Source organism: Streptomyces durbertensis, from assembly GCF_014156695.1.
GTDB lineage: Bacteria > Actinomycetota > Actinomycetes > Streptomycetales > Streptomycetaceae > Streptomyces > Streptomyces durbertensis.
In genome coordinates, this window is sequence record NZ_WMLF01000083.1 from 1 (window position 1) to 15,617 (window position 15,617).

Here is a 15,617-nt window from a genome sequence, read left to right on the forward strand (position 1 = left end):
CCCCACACCACAGAAGACAACGTCATTGCCTCCGATCGTATGAAAGGAGCGCTGTATGAGCAGCGCGCTCGCGTCCGTTCAACTCCCCAAGGGCACTACCACGATCGGCAAGACCTTCGACTTCGAAGCCGGCCACCGGCTTCCCGACCTGCCGCCGGAGCACAAGTGTTCCCGCCAGCACGGACACAGCTATCAGGTCGAAGTCATCCTGACTGCTCCCGCTCTGGCGGCCCCCGGGTTCGTCACAGACTTCGGCGCTCTGGCTCCCTTCAAGGAGTTCCTGGACTCTCAGCTCGACCACCGCAATCTGCACGAGGTACTGCCCGTCTCGCCGACCTCGGAACTCCTCGCGCAGTTCCTGGCGGGCTGGTTCATCCAGCATCTCCAGCCCGACATCCCCGGCCGTCTGGTCGCCGTCCGAGTTCGCGAGACGGAACGCAGTTGGGCGCGGTTCGACGTGGAGGAGCAGTGACCATGTCGGAGCCGAACGCCGTGCCGGTGTCGACGAGCAGTCTCAAGGACCGCCTGATCGTCGCGGAGCACTTCGGTGTTGAACGGCCGACCTTCCAGGGCGAGGGGCCCAACTGCGGGCGTCCAGCGCTCTTCATCCGGCTGTCCCGGTGCAACCTGACGTGCGCGAGTTGCGACACCAAGTACACGTGGGACTGGAGCCGGTTCGACCCCGACAAGGAGTCGGCGAAGCTGTCCGTCCGGGATCTGATCACCTGGGCCGTGTCCTCGCCGGTCGATCTGGTCGTGATCACGGGCGGCGAGCCGCTGATCCAGCAGCAGCGTCTGATCCCGCTTGTTGAGGGCCTGTTGGAAGTCGGGAAACGGGTGGAGTTCGAGACGAACGGCACCTTGCCGCCGGGTCGGTCGCTCCTGATCGACGGTGTCCGCTTCAATGTCTCCCCCAAGCTCGCCACCTTCGGCGTCGACGAGCGCAAAAGCATCGTGCCTGCCGCGCTGAAGCTGTTCGCAGCATCCGGGCAGGCCGTATTCAAGTTCGTCGCTTCCTCGCTCCCCGACCTCGACCGAATCGCCGAGCTTGTCGACGCGCACGGACTCGCACCGGTGTGGGTCATGCCGGAAGGCTCCACCACCGAAGCGGTCATAGCGTCGACCCGCGAACTCGCGGACGCCGTCGCGGCCCGGCACTGGAACCTCACGAGCCGGCTCCACGTGCTGGCTTTCGCCGACGCCCGAGGTCGCTGACTCTTCGCCCCGCGCACGCCCTTGATTCCTACGCCCCGCTACGGAAGCGAGAGACGAAGCCATGACGAACGCTGTCGCCCGCCCCGCGACTACCCCCAGCACCGCCGTCCATCCGCTCGCCGCACCTGCGCCGTCCACGCGGCACATCAACACCGACCGGGTCGCCGAGCTGGTGTCTCAGCTCCTCGTCGAGCTGGGCGAAGACCCCGCCCGTGAGGGCCTGATCGACACCCCCCGGCGGGTGGCTGCCTGGTGGAACGACTTTCTGTCCCCTGACGACTCCTCGACGGCGACGTGCTTCACTGAGTCCGCCGCGGGTGACCAACTGGTTGTGGTGGGCGGCATGAGCGTCTGGTCGCTCTGCGAGCACCACCTGCTCCCCATGAATCTCCAGGTCACGGCCGGTTACGTGCCGGAGGGCGAGGTGGTCGGGCTGTCGAAGTTTGGCCGGATCGCTCAGCGGCACGCCGCGCAGCTCCACGTACAGGAACGCTTCACCTGGCAGATCGCCCAAGAGCTCGCCACACTGACCGGGCGTGAGGACGTCGCCGTGGCCGTGCGCGGCACGCACCTGTGCATGAGTATGCGCGGTGTACGGATGGAGGCCGCCCGGACCTTGACGATGCACAGCGGCGGGCGCTTCCGCACCGACGCCGTCCTCTCTCAGCAGTTCCTGGTCTTCGCCACCAGTCAGATCGGGGGCAAGTGATGGCCAAGAGCATCGACTTCTCCGTCATCGCCCCGCCCGCCTACCTGAACGAGTTCGTCGGCCAGGCCCCCGCACGCGTCCACCACGTGGCCGCGCAACGCGTCTTGTCCGACGAGACCTACCGCGCGTTCTTCGCCCGCGAGGCCGAGCGCGGAGCGGAGATCATTGTCGACAACGGCGTCTTCGACCTCGGGCACGCCTTGCCCGCCGCCGACCTTGTCGCGGCCGGGTACGCCGTCGGGGCTCGGGAGATCATCCTGCCGGACGTCATGCGGGACGGAGCGGCGACCCTGAAAGCGAGCGAGCAGGCCGCCCGGGAGATCCGGGAGCTGGCCGGCGACGCCTTCCGGCTGTGCGCAGTCCTGCACGCGGCGGACGACGAGGAGTGGCGGCGCACCTACGATGCCTTGGTCACCGGCGGCTTCGCCGGAGCCATCGCGCTCCCGGCGTCGCGCCGCCCCGATCCCGACAGGCAGCTATGCCGCACCCGTTGGGCGGCAACCTCCTATCTGGAGGATCACGGGATGGTCGAGGACAAGATCGTCTACCGGCTGCTCGGCCTGGGCCGCACCGGTCACCTTGAGCTGGTCGAGCAACGCGAGCACGAGTGGATCTCCTCCGTGGACGGCGCCGCCCCCGTCATCCTCGGCGCGATGGGCATCGCCATGCTGCCCGGGGGGCCGTACGAGAAGCCCCCCACGCCCCGTATCGAAAAGCTCGGCCCGATTTCCACGGACCGATTCGGGCTGATCCGTGGGAACATCGACGTCGTCCGCGACGCGGCTGGCAGCAGAGTGCAGATCGCCGAGGCCGGCCGATGAGCCTGCCGTCGAACTCCTTGCTCACCGCGCCTGTGCACGGGCAGTTGCGCGCGGCCCCGATCCCCTGCGACGGGCACACCATGGGACGTGACAGCCTGCTGCGCTACCTCCAGATCAAGGTCCACCACCTCATCCAGGAGCAGGACTGGGAGAGCATCCGCGTCGTCGGCGCATACGACCGGTCGGCGGTCGTCTCCCGGTACGAGAAGACCGGCAAGCTGTTCAACGTCGAGCGGCCGACTGCCACGGTCCACGGCCGGGAGCTGGTCATCAAGGCGTTCCCCGGCGCCGATTATGTCCAGCACTACGCGCTGATCATCGCCACGTACCTCGCCATGACGGGCCGCCCGGCCGACGCCGTGACCTACCAGCCGCCCGGGCACGCAGAGTGTCGCGCGGCCGTCGAAGAACTCAACCTCGAACTCAACGGCGATCTTGTGCTCGTCGGCTGGGGCCTTCAGCACCTCGCTCCCAAGGGCGGCGTGTGGACCCGCGGGCCCGGGTACGCCTGGCAGCGCGCCGAGGTCGCTGGCCACCGGGTGGTCTACCTCGGGTTCCTCCACAGCATCTGGGGAGACGTCGCCGGTCGGGTCGTTGCACGCCTGGCTACACTCGGCGCCCGCGACGTCGTCTACGTCGGCAAGGTCGGGGCGCTGGACCCCGCCATCGAGCCGAACATGTGGCTGGCCACCGGCAACGAGAGCCTTGTTCGTGGCGCGCTGGTGACCTGGGACGACTTCTTCGGCGACTTCGCCGCCAACCAGGTCGACGTGCAAGCCGGTCTGCACGTGACCTCCTCGTCGATCCTTCTGGAGAACCGCGACTGGCTCGCCAAGCACTCCGAGTACGCCTTCGTCGACCCGGAGATCGGCCCCATGGGTGAGGCCGCGCGCCAGATGGGGATCAGGTTCGGCTATCTCCACGTCATTTCCAACAACCTGGCCCGGCACTACCCCGCCGACCTGTCCAATGAGCGCCACGGCGAGGTCCTTCGCAGGCGAGCCAGCCTGATCGACCGAATCCGCTCGCTCATCGCGGGCCGTCTGGCCGACGGCTCGACTCGCAACCCTGGAGGAGCCCGATGACTGCCCCCTCACACGCCGAGCCCGCGCCAGGCCGGGAAATCACAGTCACCGGCATCGACGGCGCGGGCAAAACCACCCTTGCCGAACGCCTCCACCAGGCTCTCAACGACGCCGGCCACCGGACGATCCTCGTCGGCAAGCACAGCACCGACGTTCCGATGGACGCGGAGCTGTCCGAGTACGTCGACCGCCTCAACGCGCTGGTCTACCGGCGTGACGCCCGCGTCGCCCAGGCGTGCGGCGACCACTACTGGCTGCTGGCGTTGGCGGCTTGGTACACCCTGCAAGACCAGCTCGTGATCCGGCCTGCACTCGCCGAGGGCACCCACGTGATCCTCGACAACGCGCACCACAAGATCCTCGCCCGGTACGCGGTCAACCCCGAGGTCCCCACCCGCCTCGCAGAGCAGGTCTTCGCTCACCTCACCAAACCCGACCTCGTGTTCTTCCTGCGGATCAGCGCCCGAGAAGCCCTCGCCCGCAAGGGCTCGTTCACCTCCCTAGAGACTGGCCATTCCGGTGAGGGCGACGAGGACTTCATCCGCTACCAGGACACCGTCCTGCGCCAACTGCGTTCCCAAGAGCTGCAAGGCGGTTGGCTCTCGCTCGACGTCACCGAGATGAGCCGCGATCAGGTCTTCAAGACCGCCACGGAGGCGCTGGCCGACCGCCTGCACCTCAGCGTCTGACCCAACCCCGCACTACCGAGGAACACATGATGCAGCAGACCCTTCCCACGAGTGGCACGTACGTGTGCCACGGCGTCACCTGGGCCACTGGAGACCCCCGTCTTCTGCTGGCCCCGCTGCCCGGCGGGCCCCTGGTCTACGCCGCGATCATGAATCAGCGCCTCGGCTATCAGGTGAGCGGTGCCGACCGGTGGTGCACCGGCCGGTACCGTTTCGCCGGCGCCCTTCAGGTCGAAGCCGTCGCGTGCCCGGGCCGGGCGCAAGCCGAGCAGAGCGGGCAGTGCTCCCGTTGCTCCGGCCAAGACGACTTCCGCTTCGCCCATCAGTTCCACCAGGGGGGCCACGCCCCCAAGGCCCTCACCACGTACATGGCTCAGCAGCACTGGCTGTACCTGGCTACGTTCGCCGACGGCACCACGAAGGTCGGCACCGCGGCCGAGCCGCGCAAGCTGTCCCGCCTCAACGAGCAGGGTGCCGTGGTGGCGACGTACCTCACCAAGAGCGCCGACGGCCGCGCCGTGCGGTTCCTCGAAGACGCGCTCACCCATCGGCTCGGCCTGCCACAGTCGGTTCGGGCAGCGGCCAAGCTCCAGGCCCTCGCCGAACTGCGCGACCTCTCTTCTGCCCGCGCCGCGCACGAGAAGGACCTCGCCCGTGCGGTACAGGCGCTGGCCGACATGAGCGTGCCCGCAGTTCTGGAGCCGTGGGCGCCACCCGGTGAAGGCGACCTGCTGCGCACGGCCGGGACCGACCGCACACGCTACCCCCACGACCCGCGCGACGGAGAGCACGGGTTCGGCGTCCTTTCGTGCGCCGGTTCGCAGGTCCTGGCCAGCATCGACGGTGACGACGAGCTGCGCTACCTGCTCGACCTCGGAGCCCTCAAAGGGCGCCGCATCATTCTCGGCCCGTTCACCTCGCCGGGAACCGCGGTGCAATCCGCACTCTTCTAACCCTGCCCGCCCGAAGCCCCGGCCCGAGCCGGCCGGGGCCCTGTCCGTGAAGCGAGGCACCACGATGGTCCCCCAAGACGCTGTACTCGGCTGGGACGAGGACACCACCGCTGAGTCGTACGCTGCCTTCACTCGCGAATTCCCCATGTATGCCGCCACCAGCCGCGACCTCGTCAACCGCGCCAGCCTGGAGGATGCCCGCCTCGTGGTCGACCTGTGCGGGGGAACTGGCGCGACAGCCCGCGCGATCCTCGATACGGCCCCCGCCCAGGCCCGGGTCATCTCCCTGGACAACGCCGCCGCGATGCAGCGCGTCGGCCGCCGTCACCTTCATGACCCCCGCCTGACGTGGATCACCAGCCCGGCAGAGCGGCTGGCTGACCACGTCCCGGCCCAAGGCGCCGACGCCGTGGTGTGCAACTCCGCGATCTGGAAGACCGACACCGCGGCGGTGTTCGGAGCAGTCGCCAGTGTCCTGCGCCCTGGCGGGCGGTTCGTCTTCAACATCGGCGGCGGCTTCACCGGGGTCCGTCACCCGGACGAGCAGGCGGCGAGCACCGGGCCGTCGCTGAACACCCTCATCCGGCAGATCGCCGTCCGCGACCACGGGTACGCCCCGCCCCCCGCGTCCGACGCACCCCCGAAGCTGCCTCTGCGGAAGGCCGCCGAGCAACTGGCCTTCGTCGGGCTGGACATCGTCCATACCGAGGTCACCGCACAGCACAGCACCATGGCGGAGAAGAAGGCGTGGCTGTCCATACCCGTATTCGCGCGACCGGACGGGCCCTTCACCCACGCTCAGCGCATGCAGATACTGGACGCGGCATACGCCCAGACCACCCCCGACACGCCGACCGTGACGAGCTGGCTCGTCGTCGTTGCCCAACGACCGGACGGCTCGCAGTGACCGCCCCGCCTGCGCCTTCATCCGCAAGGGGCCTCTGCGACCACGCCAGCGTCGGGGTTCTCATCTCCTCGCCGGACGGGCTCTTGCTGTTCGAGCGCGCGAGGCCGCCCGCCGGGATCGCGCCGGTCGCCGGCCACCTCGACCAGCACGGCGGCCCCGAGGCCGCCGCTCATGCGGAGGTCACCGAGGAAGTCGGCCTTACCGTCACCCACCTGCACCTGCTGCTGAAGCAGTGGCGTCCGAACAAGTGCCGTCGCACACCCGCCGGTCCCGTCGGCCACCAATGGTGGATCTTCCAGGCCCAGGTGTCCGGAACCCTCCGCCCCTCCGATCACGAGGTACGCCGCCCTCGCTGGCTGCCTCCCGACCGACTGCGGCAGTACGCGTTACGCACCGCCGCCTACGCCGAAGGGCGCCTGGGCAGGAGGGAGTTCGAGCACGATCCTGGCCTGGATCCGGTATGGGTCCGCTTCTTGCACGACCTCCACATGCTGAAGCTGCCCGCTGGCGCCCTCGACCGGATCGACACGGTCCTTTGACCGGTAAGCAGCTCTCAGCCGGCGCCGACCGCACGGGCCGCCGCGAGGTATCGCACGTACACCCGGATGCGATCACGGTCCTCGGGGAAGACGCTCTCCCACTCGTGATCGAGGGCGAACCACGCAGCAGGCTGCCCCTTCTCACCGCCAAGGGGGACCTCACGGTCAACGATCGCGGCGTAGGACAGCCCCAAGGTCGGAGACCAGTCGGCCCGGTAGGAACGAACCGCCACGGCGGCGGGGACGGGCAGAAGGTCTGCCCGCACACCGGTTTCCTCCAGCAGTTCGCGCTCCGCCGCTTCCCGCGGTGTCTCCCCCGGCTCCACCTTGCCGCCGGGCGGCACCCACCCCCGCACGCGGTGCTTGACCAGCAGAACGTACTCGAAGTCTGGGTCGGTGACCCACACCTCAGCGGCAAGAGGCTCCATCGGAGACTGGCTGGCCGCCTCCAGCCAGTCCCGAGCGCCGTCGAACTCCAACACCGCGCGGCGGGCGTCGAACATCGCCTCCGCCAAGATCATCTGCCTCAGATCGCCATGACTCACCCGCCACACCCTAGGCCGACGCCGCGCACACACAGCGCTGGCGGCTCACCGACATATGCGGTCGTGTCCATCGGCACGCCGCACCGACCGACGTCCCGGCCCGTGGCGGCCAGCGGCTTCACGCCATCCGCGGCGGCCTTTGAGAAGGAGTCAGGACATGAGTGGTGACAGCGGAACTCAACGAGGCGCCTGGGTCGTCCTGGGCGGAATCCACCTCCTCAACCGGACGACCCCTCGCCAGCAGGACGAGCCGATCGTGCTCATCCGAGTTGCCCCCCAAGAGGTCTGCGTGCCGGCCACGACGGTTGTCATCCGCTGGGGTGCGCTCGGGACCTGCCGGGTCGAGGCCCTGCGTGTGGGCGGCGACCGGCTCGGCACGGCCCGCATCGAGGGCGGCGCCCTGTTCCCCCATGCCATCGCCGGCGCCGCGCTGAGCGAACTCGTCGGGCCGACCGTGGCCCCCGGGCTCGTGCCGCTGTGCTACCTGGCGGAGCAACCCGGCGGCGGATATCACGCGTACGCGCAGATCCGCTTCTACCCCGAGGACGCCTGCTTCGTACGCACCACCCGTGAGCCGGTCGGCCACGGTCCTGTCGAGACCCTGTGCTGGCTCGACCCTGTGCTGTACGCGCACGCCGAGGCGAGCAGGGCACTCAACAACCACCTGCGGTACTTCCGCACTCACTTCTCGGGAACGTAGCTGGAGTACAAGTACACCCTCGATCCGGTGCCGGACATCTGGGCCGCCTCGATGGAGCTGCTGAGGGCTCTACGCGTCGGCGAGCTGGAAGGCTGCCGACCGGAGTACCGCGAAGAGTTCCAGATCCATCACACTGAGAACCACCTGTTCGACGTCGTTGGACCAGAGCGGGAGCTCGGCTACGCCTCCTTCATCCCGACGGTCTCTGCCGGGTACGTCCTCAAACGGAAGTGGTTCGCCGAGGACGCCTTCGCCCGCCGCGAGGAGTTGACCTCCAGAGTCGACGTCGGCCCGGACGGCTTCGAGGAGTACCTGCGTACGAAGCTGGGCCTCGACGTCCGCGCTATGCCGCCTTTCCAGCGGGTACGCTACGACGTCCAGTGCGAGTCGATGCGCACCGGTCACGTCTTCGGGATCTTCTTCGACCGCTGTTCGCTCCTGGCAGCACCCGACGTCGTGCTCTCCCAGTGTGAGCTGGAATACCGGCGCTCGCGCAGCGTCCTAGACGACGATCAGGGCGAGCTGCTGCGCGAAATGGACCGCGTTGACGAGTGGCTGCGGCGCTACCTGTCCGCTCGCGGCTGGGCGAAGGAGCGCACGTTCTACTCCAAGCGCAGCTTCCTGCGTGACGTCGTCACCGCCAGACCGACCTTGTGATGGCTTCGATCACTTCTTGCGGTTCTGGCACGACTTCCGTGACGCGGTCACGATTAGTGATCAGTGGATGTTTCGAGTGCTTCGAGTATCTGCCGCACTTCCTTGTGCCACTGGTCGGCGTCGGCGCTGTCCACCCAGCCGGTTGCCATTTCTGATCCGTCCTGGAGAACCCGGTCCAGTGCGAGTCTCGCCGACGCGCGAAGCGAGGCTGGCAGTTCGGGCAGCGGTTCCCTGGGGCCGTCATCGGGGTCAATCGCGATGGGGCTGTCCGGGAGGGTGCTGGCGACGAGAGCGCCGGCGGCAACGGCTTCGGCCCCATCTCCGCCATCGACGCGTTCTCCTGAGTCGGTGACTCGCTGGAATGCCCGCTCCAGCACGTCGATGACCTGCTGGTGGGTGAGTCCCTCAAGGTCATCGACGAAGTCTGCGGCGATATCGCTGTCGAACGGGCCGGTTCCCCACGTTCCCATGCACGGCTCCTGATACGGCTGCCTCGGACGAAGGCATGGTTTCAGGAGCCACTGACATCGGTCACGGGGCGAGGAGGACCCGCTTGCGGAGCAGTGCGAATCCGGCGCGTCCGAACATCTGGCGCTTGAGCATCTTGATCCGGTTGACGTGTCCTTCGACGACGCCGGAGTTCCAGGGCAGGGTCAGGCCGGCGATGACCGCGTCGCGGTCTCGGTCGATGCCAGCCGCGAGAGTGTGGAGGCTGGGAAGGTCGTCCTGGCGGACGGCGTCGAGCCACTGCGGGAGTTGTTCGCCCTGGCGCTCGGTGAGCATCTGGGCGAAGGACCGGACGTGACCGGTCAGGGCGTCGAGTTCGGGGCAGTTGGCCAGGACGGCCTTGAGTCGGAGCTGTTCGATCTCGGTCAGCGTCTCGGGTCGGCTGAGGATCCATCTCGTCACCACGCGGGGTGCCGGCGGTTGCGCGGTGACCGGCCGTGGCGAGGTGCGCTTCTCCCGCAGGTAGGCGCTGACCCGGCCGTAACTGCCTCGATAGCCCAGGGGAACGATCTCCTCCCAAAGCTTCCAGGCGTTGGTGCAGCCCTCGTCCCAGCGTTCGTCCAGGTAGGGCTTGTACTCGTCGAGGACGGAGGTCCTGTTGTGCTGCCACTGGCCGCGAAAGAGGTCTTCCGGCATCGCAGCGTCGGCGAGGCTCTTGACGGTGCGGTGGGTCATCTGGAGCTGACGCCCGATGGAGCGGCGGCTGTGGCCGGCTTCCAGCAGCGCGTGGACCGTGGCGTGCCTGGCCCGGACACGGTTGGCGAACCGCTCGCTCCGCCACGGAGAGTCCGCCTTCTCTTCGGGCGGTGCCGGTGGCTCGGCCTTCCCCTCGCGGTCGGGGACCAGGACGCGAAGGCACTGGCGGTGGCGGGCGACAGCTCGCTCAGCGGCTCCCCCGAGGTTGTGCCACAAATGCCAGCGGTCGGCGACCTGCGTCGCCTGAGGTGCCCTGGCTGTGGCGTCTTCCGCGAAGAACGGCGCGCGGTCCCGGCAGACGACCTCGATCCATGGCCGCTGAGCGAGCCATGCGGCCAGACTGGACGCCTCCCGGTCAGGCAGCAGATCCACCGGCCGACGGGTCTCGACGTCGACGAGCACCGTGCCGTAGACCCGTCCTTTGCGTGTGGCGTACTCATCAACACCAACCACCCGCGGGGCCGGGACATCGGGTTCGGGCAACGCATCGAGCAGCCGCAGCACCGCACTGCGACTGACAGGCACCCCGAAGGCCCGTGCCATCCGGGCGCCAGCCCGGCCGGCGAGGGCGAGACCCACCGCGGCGAGAGTCGACCGCAAACGCTCCGTCCACCTGCTGTGCCGCCGAGTCAGCCCCGGCAACTGCTCAGCGAACGTCCGCCGAGTACACGAAGACTCCGGACAGAAGAACCGCCGCACTCGCAGTCGGAGGACCACGAGACGTCCCCCACTCGGCACGTCCGCGGGAAACCGCAGGTAAGTGCTGTGCACCTGGGACGACTCGCTCCCGCAGTCCGGGCATGCCGCCCCAGCCGCCGTACTGCACACGTCGATGCTTATCGCCTCGTGACTCACCTCCAGCGACAGCACCGATATGTCCGTGATAGACGGTAATAACAGGCCCTCCAGACGGGGCGACGTCTCTTCCACGAGCCGCACTGTCGACCACACCAAGATCGCCCCTGGCCATTTTCAGACAACTTCCCCGAGCCTGACCGGAGCGTCAGCCGTCACTCAGCGTGCGCGCATCACGGAAGTCGTGCCAGAACCACGACTCATGAACAAAGCCATTGGAGGACCGCAGCCTTCCGTCTACACATCTGGCACGTCATGCGAGGAGCCCGGGGCCTGCGGCGGACTGAACTTTACGTAGCCCGCCCGTTGTGAAATCGGCATACTCAGTCTGGGGCTTCGTGCGCGACGGTGCGATCCCTTCTACGTGCGCTTGCTGAGCGCCGCTCTGATTCCGCAGTACCATCTCCTTTAAAGTGCCGATGTTCGAGGGGCGGCGCCGCGAGCCGTACTCCGGGCATTGGTGGTTTCGGTCCAGTTCCGGACCTGAGCGGTATCGCCTGGACGCTGGCAAACTGAGCAACGTAACGCGGGATTGCCGGCTAGCCAAACCGGTAATCCCGCGCACCATTGATAGTCCGCCGCCACAACCTGCCCGTACGTCGAAAGGCACAACACAGACGGCCACAGCCCAGGCGCGAAACCGATGACCACGGCGTCGTCAGACGATCACGCGGCCGCGTAGCTCGCACGGAACAAATCCTGAGCCCGCTCCAAGTCCTTCTCGGTACGCAACTGCACCTCCAGGTTACCCGTGCCGTGGCGACCAAGCCCCGTCACGTCCCGGGTGAACCCGGGAATCAGGTCCACCTTCTTGGGGTCGGCCTTGAGGTAGACGAGGAGGTTGGTCTGCTGGGGCGGGCAGACGCAGGCGAAGTTCCGCAGTCGCTGGTAGGCGGTGTACTGCTTGCGGCGAACTCTCGTGACTCCGTCCCCGAGACCGAGCAGTTCCTCGTCGACCGCCTCGGCCAGCTCCGCCATCGCTCCGCCCTGCCTCCAACTCAACGGCAGCTGCGCCGTGCGTCGGCGGGCCCGCTGGGCAACCGCCTGCCCAGTCACCGACGCCACGGTCTCAAGACCGAAGTGCTCGTTGCCGAATTACTGATAGCGGACCAGGTCGATGCTGCGCCGGTGCTCGCGTACGGCGTGCGCGTCGTAGCGGGTGAAATCGCCGGCGACGCAGATCAGCCGAGGTCCGCTCCACACGACCTGGGACGCGGCCGAGGCCCCGAGGCGGTCGCGGACCAGGTTCCGGAAGGCGTCTTTGTGCGCCGCAAGCCACGCCATGTAGTAGAGGCCCTGATTGATCACTCCCGCCGAGGTCCCACGCTTGTACTCGATCACCACCGGCGCGTTGTACTCGTCGAGCCCCAGAGAGTCGATCCGCCCGCCGTCGGCGCAGCCAATGCCATACTCACTCGCGAGAAACCGCACGCCCAGCAGAGTCTCCATGTGGGCCTCGACGAGGTCCTGCACATCCGCCTCGACCTCAGCCAGACGCAGCGTGACCTCGGTCACGCCCCATTTCGTGGTGTGGAATAGCTTCAGGCCCGACACCTTCCCTCCTCGATCTGGCGATCGACAACGTCGGGCCGTGCGTATTTGTTTCCACGAGGGCCTTCGGGGTCGTGAAGGAGGTGTGAGGGCCAACTGCTCGGCGGCAACGGACCCTCTCTTGCCGGCTTGCGGCACACGACCAGGAGGCGAGTGGGGAGGACCGATGGCCTACCGCCCTCGCCGGCCAAGCGCCGAAACCAGTGGGGAGGACCGCCGTTCTTCGGTCACCAGACCTTCGGAGTACGAAGCGCTCTCACGCGGTGGGGAGGACCCACGGCCGCTCTCTCCGGCCCGCACCAACGAAGCACCGCCACGCGGATAAGGAAGAGCAGAATGCGCCAGACGCTTGAGAGCTGGGACGAAGCACCCCCATGCGGGTCGGGAAGGCATGGCGTCCCAGCAGGTTCTGGCGCGTCGTCACGAAATACCCCAACACGGGTGGGGAGGACCGCGGGGGTCACCGGGCGTTCCTCTCGGCCATCACAGCACCTGACACGCGGATGGGGAGAAGGCGTCCCTGTCCCAGAAGGTCGCGTCGTACCGCGGACCACCCCCACGCGCGTGGGGAGAACTCTGGCCTGCGCTTCTTCCTCGCGTTCGAGCGCGGACGACCCCCACGCCCGCGGGGATCGTCCAACGGGCTCGGTGTACTCCCCGGCCTCCGCCGGCTCTGCCCAGTCCTCCGCTTGGATCACCCTCTCCTCCCGATCTCCGATCAAGATCAGGTTCGTACAGGGACCACAGAGTGGGTCAGTATTGATTCGCCGTCAGAGGGTCACCGTTCACCCGTCACCGAGAACTGCAGGGTGAGGTCCACAGCAGGCAGAGCCAACCCGCATAAGCGGTGGTCAGCCCCTTCTACACGATGAGAACCGCCCATGTCCTCGGTTCAGCTTCTTCGCCGCGACTGTCAGTGGCCGCTCCTATGCTGAGTTGCTCCGTGAATGAACGGTGTGGGAGGGACCAGTATGAGTGGTGCGGCGTTATACGCGCACAGTTGCAACTCGGTGGGTCTCAGGCATGGTCTCGCGGAGCATCTGCGTGGTTCGGCCGCGCTGGCTCGCCGGTTCGGCGAGGTGTTCGGGGCTGGTGATCTCGCGGCCTATCTGGCTCTGGTACACGATGTCGGCAAGGGCACCTGTGCGTGGCAGGATGGGCTGTTGCGAGCCGAGGCCACGGGAGGGCGGGTCGGTGTTCCGCACAAGGACGCGGGAGCTGGCCTCGCTGCGGAGCACACAGCCAAGCCGTTGGCTGCTCTGGTCTACGGGCACCACGGCGGGCTCCCCGACCGCGGACGTGTCCGGGAAGTGCTGCGGAGCCTGAGCGGATGCGGACCTGAGGCGCAGGCCGCGCGGAAAGCAGTAGCCGCGGTACGGGCTGTCGTGCCCGAGATCATCCCGTCGGCGAAGCTGGAGCTACCCGACTGGCTGCGGAGGTTGCCCGGCCCTCGGGCGCGTCTTGAACTCGATCTGCTGTCGCGGATGCTGTTCAGTGCGCTGGTGGACGCGGACTTCCTTGACACGTCTGCCCACTTCGACAACACATCGCCTCGTGTTGCGCCGACGGCTGACATGGCCTCCCTGGCCGAGCGGTTCGAACAGCGACGCAAGACGTTCCTCGCCGAGCGACCCCCGTCCGCGGTGGATGAGGTGAGGGCGGACATCTACCGCAGGGTGCTGGCGGCGGCAGCCGGTGCGCGGGGTATCTACGTGATGCACGTGCCGACCGGAGGTGGCAAGACTCTCGCGTCTGCGGGGTTCGCACTTCGTCACGCGGCTGAACACGGGCTGAGGCGTGTCGTTTTCGCTGTGCCGTTCATCAGCATCACTGAGCAGAACGCCCAGGTGTACCGGGACATGCTTGATCCGGTCGCGGGTGAGGCTGGCGGTTCGGTGGTTTTGGAGCACCACAGTTCCGCTGATCTCCATGGTCCGCGGGCTTCGGCTTGGGCACGTCTGGCGGCAGAGAACTGGGACGCCCCGGTGGTGGTCACGACGACGGTGCAGCTGTTCCAGTCGCTGTTCTCCAACCGGCCGTCGGCGATGCGGAAGCTGCACCGGCTCGCGGGGGCGGTCATCGTGTTGGATGAGGTGCAGGCGCTGCCGGATCGGCTCCTTGCCCCGATTCTCAGTGGGCTGCGGGGTCTGGTCGATCACTTCGGTGCGTCCGTGGTACTCGCCTCAGCCACCCAACCGGAGTTCTGGGCGCTACCTGAGCTTCAGGGAGCGGCTCGGCTGGAGATGGTCGAGGACGTGGGCCGGCTCTTCGAGCAGCTGCGTCGGGTGGAGTACGACTGGCGGATAGAGGAAGAGGTCACGTGGGAGGCTCTTGCCGAGTCGATCGTGGCAGAGCCCGAACGCCAGGTCCTGGCGGTCGTCAACACCACCTCCGATGCCGCCCGTCTGCACCGTGAACTCGGGCGCGCAGCCAACGATGGCGGCTTGGTGCGGAACCCGGACGACTCTGACGTGCGGGTCCTGCACTTGTCGACACGCATGACCTCTGAGCACCGCAGGGAGGTCATCGCCGACATCCGGGAGCGACTGAGGCTGGGGTGGCCGACGCTGGTCGTGTCCACGTCCCTGATCGAAGCCGGAGTCGACATCGACTTCCCTTGCGTGTACCGCGCGTTCACACTGGCGGAGTCACTCCAGCAGGCGGCGGGGCGCAGCAATCGTGACGGCAATCTCCCCACCGGCAGGGTGGTGATCTTCCTGCCTTCCGAGGGTGGCACCCCCAGCGACACGACGTACGGCTTCGCCCTGGATGCCACGACCCGGTGCTTCGGCCCCGGCCAGGCCGACCCTGATGATCTCGAAGCTCTCCAGCGCTACTACCAAGAGCGCTACGCGGCGCAGGGGTCGGACGGCCGCGCGCTTGGGGAACCCATTCAGGAGGCTCGCAGAGACCTGGACTTTCCCAGAGTCGCCCAGGACTTCCAGATGATCGACAACGATCACTCGCAGCCTGTCGTTGTCATCCGCAAGGACAAGACCGACCTCGAACGTGCCGCTGTCGCAGCTGACATCGCACGCCTCCGCGGCCCGCGCCCCTGTGGTCCGGAGGTCCTGCGTCGACTCCAGCCTCACACAGCTGCTCTCCCCCGCCGCGAGGCGCAGTTGGCTCTGCGGAACGGACTCACGACGCCGATCACTGGCGATCTCCTGGAATGGCTGTCTCTTATA

At 67.6% G+C, this 15,617-nt stretch carries 15 protein-coding genes and 1 pseudogene; 12 read left to right on the forward strand and 4 right to left on the reverse strand.

What is annotated here, in order from left to right:
• Positions 1 to 55: 55 nt before the first annotated feature.
• From GL263_RS08370 to GL263_RS08410, 9 genes are all read left to right on the forward strand, one after another.
• Positions 56 to 472 carry a 6-pyruvoyl trahydropterin synthase family protein gene (locus tag GL263_RS08370; protein ID WP_182854958.1) on the forward strand — a complete coding sequence of 139 codons (417 nt, stop codon included), beginning with the start codon at positions 56 to 58 and terminating at the stop codon, positions 470 to 472.
• Positions 473 to 474: 2 nt separating this feature from the next.
• Positions 475 to 1,215: a 7-carboxy-7-deazaguanine synthase QueE gene (locus GL263_RS08375; RefSeq protein ID WP_182854959.1), complete on the forward strand. Its 741-nt coding sequence runs from the start codon at positions 475 to 477 to the stop codon at positions 1,213 to 1,215.
• A gap of 61 nt (positions 1,216 to 1,276) precedes the next feature.
• Complete coding sequence (folE, locus tag GL263_RS08380; RefSeq protein WP_182854960.1) at positions 1,277 to 1,924, forward strand: GTP cyclohydrolase I; 648 nt, start codon at positions 1,277 to 1,279, stop codon at positions 1,922 to 1,924.
• A complete protein-coding gene (locus GL263_RS08385) occupies positions 1,924 to 2,745 on the forward strand; it encodes a hypothetical protein (RefSeq protein ID WP_182854961.1) in 822 nt (273 codons plus the stop codon). The genes folE and GL263_RS08385 overlap by 1 nt, the downstream gene beginning before the upstream one ends.
• Positions 2,746 to 2,825: 80 nt before the next feature.
• Positions 2,826 to 3,830 (forward strand): hypothetical protein, encoded by a 1,005-nt coding sequence (locus tag GL263_RS08390; RefSeq protein ID WP_228456249.1) that lies wholly within the window; start codon positions 2,826 to 2,828, stop codon positions 3,828 to 3,830.
• Complete coding sequence (locus GL263_RS08395) at positions 3,827 to 4,519, forward strand: dTMP kinase (protein ID WP_182854963.1); 693 nt, start codon at positions 3,827 to 3,829, stop codon at positions 4,517 to 4,519. Before GL263_RS08390 ends, GL263_RS08395 begins: the two co-directional genes overlap by 4 nt.
• A 26-nt stretch (positions 4,520 to 4,545) precedes the next feature.
• Entirely contained in the window at positions 4,546 to 5,472 is a 927-nt protein-coding gene (locus GL263_RS08400) for a DUF2797 domain-containing protein (protein ID WP_228456250.1), read from the forward strand.
• Between the two features lie 145 nt (positions 5,473 to 5,617).
• Positions 5,618 to 6,379, forward strand: a complete 762-nt coding sequence (locus tag GL263_RS08405; protein ID WP_228456252.1) for a class I SAM-dependent methyltransferase — start codon at positions 5,618 to 5,620, stop codon at positions 6,377 to 6,379.
• On the forward strand, positions 6,376 to 6,918 hold the full coding sequence (locus tag GL263_RS08410; RefSeq protein WP_182854965.1) for an NUDIX hydrolase: 543 nt from the start codon (positions 6,376 to 6,378) through the stop codon (positions 6,916 to 6,918). The genes GL263_RS08405 and GL263_RS08410 overlap by 4 nt, the downstream gene beginning before the upstream one ends.
• A 14-nt stretch (positions 6,919 to 6,932) precedes the next feature.
• Here the strand turns inward: GL263_RS08410 and GL263_RS08415 are convergent, their stop codons facing one another.
• A complete protein-coding gene (locus GL263_RS08415; protein WP_228456256.1) occupies positions 6,933 to 7,433 on the reverse strand; it encodes an NUDIX domain-containing protein in 501 nt (166 codons plus the stop codon).
• 187 nt (positions 7,434 to 7,620) lie between these two features.
• Here GL263_RS08415 and GL263_RS28285 point away from each other — a divergent pair, with 187 nt between their 5' ends.
• Positions 7,621 to 8,163 carry a hypothetical protein gene (locus GL263_RS28285; protein WP_228456257.1) on the forward strand — a complete coding sequence of 181 codons (543 nt, stop codon included), beginning with the start codon at positions 7,621 to 7,623 and terminating at the stop codon, positions 8,161 to 8,163.
• 27 nt (positions 8,164 to 8,190) lie between these two features.
• Positions 8,191 to 8,820, forward strand: a complete 630-nt coding sequence (locus tag GL263_RS28290; protein ID WP_228456259.1) for a hypothetical protein — start codon at positions 8,191 to 8,193, stop codon at positions 8,818 to 8,820.
• Between the two features lie 53 nt (positions 8,821 to 8,873).
• Here GL263_RS28290 and GL263_RS08425 read toward each other — a convergent pair whose 3' ends face one another.
• The 3 genes and pseudogenes from GL263_RS08425 to GL263_RS08435 form a co-directional block, all read right to left on the reverse strand.
• Positions 8,874 to 9,290 carry a DUF4259 domain-containing protein gene (locus GL263_RS08425; RefSeq protein ID WP_182854966.1) on the reverse strand — a complete coding sequence of 139 codons (417 nt, stop codon included), beginning with the start codon at positions 9,288 to 9,290 and terminating at the stop codon, positions 8,874 to 8,876.
• Between the two features lie 61 nt (positions 9,291 to 9,351).
• Positions 9,352 to 10,974, reverse strand: a complete 1,623-nt coding sequence (locus GL263_RS08430; RefSeq protein ID WP_323379301.1) for an ISL3 family transposase — start codon at positions 10,972 to 10,974, stop codon at positions 9,352 to 9,354.
• Between the two features lie 570 nt (positions 10,975 to 11,544).
• Positions 11,545 to 12,432: pseudogene (locus GL263_RS08435) on the reverse strand (DUF5655 domain-containing protein).
• 1,007 nt (positions 12,433 to 13,439) lie between these two features.
• Here GL263_RS08435 and GL263_RS08440 point away from each other — a divergent pair.
• A partial coding sequence (locus GL263_RS08440; protein WP_323379300.1) for a CRISPR-associated endonuclease Cas3'' occupies positions 13,440 to 15,617 on the forward strand: 2,178 nt, incomplete at its 3' end.

Bases quoted from the DNA above. Each gene is read 5' to 3' on its own strand.
- GL263_RS08370 (WP_182854958.1), top strand. From the start codon at position 56: ATGAGCAGCGCGCTCGCGTCCGTTCAACTCCCCAAGGGCACTACCACG.
- GL263_RS28285 (WP_228456257.1), top strand. From the start codon at position 7,621: ATGAGTGGTGACAGCGGAACTCAACGAGGCGCCTGGGTCGTCCTGGGC.
- GL263_RS08395 (WP_182854963.1), top strand. From the start codon at position 3,827: ATGACTGCCCCCTCACACGCCGAGCCCGCGCCAGGCCGGGAAATCACA.
- GL263_RS08375 (WP_182854959.1), top strand. From the start codon at position 475: ATGTCGGAGCCGAACGCCGTGCCGGTGTCGACGAGCAGTCTCAAGGAC.
- GL263_RS08385 (WP_182854961.1), top strand. From the start codon at position 1,924: ATGGCCAAGAGCATCGACTTCTCCGTCATCGCCCCGCCCGCCTACCTG.
- folE (WP_182854960.1), top strand. From the start codon at position 1,277: ATGACGAACGCTGTCGCCCGCCCCGCGACTACCCCCAGCACCGCCGTC.
- GL263_RS08390 (WP_228456249.1), top strand. From the start codon at position 2,826: ATGGGACGTGACAGCCTGCTGCGCTACCTCCAGATCAAGGTCCACCAC.
- GL263_RS08425 (WP_182854966.1), bottom strand. From the start codon at position 9,290: ATGGGAACGTGGGGAACCGGCCCGTTCGACAGCGATATCGCCGCAGAC.
- GL263_RS08400 (WP_228456250.1), top strand. From the start codon at position 4,546: ATGATGCAGCAGACCCTTCCCACGAGTGGCACGTACGTGTGCCACGGC.
- GL263_RS08405 (WP_228456252.1), top strand. From the start codon at position 5,618: ATGTATGCCGCCACCAGCCGCGACCTCGTCAACCGCGCCAGCCTGGAG.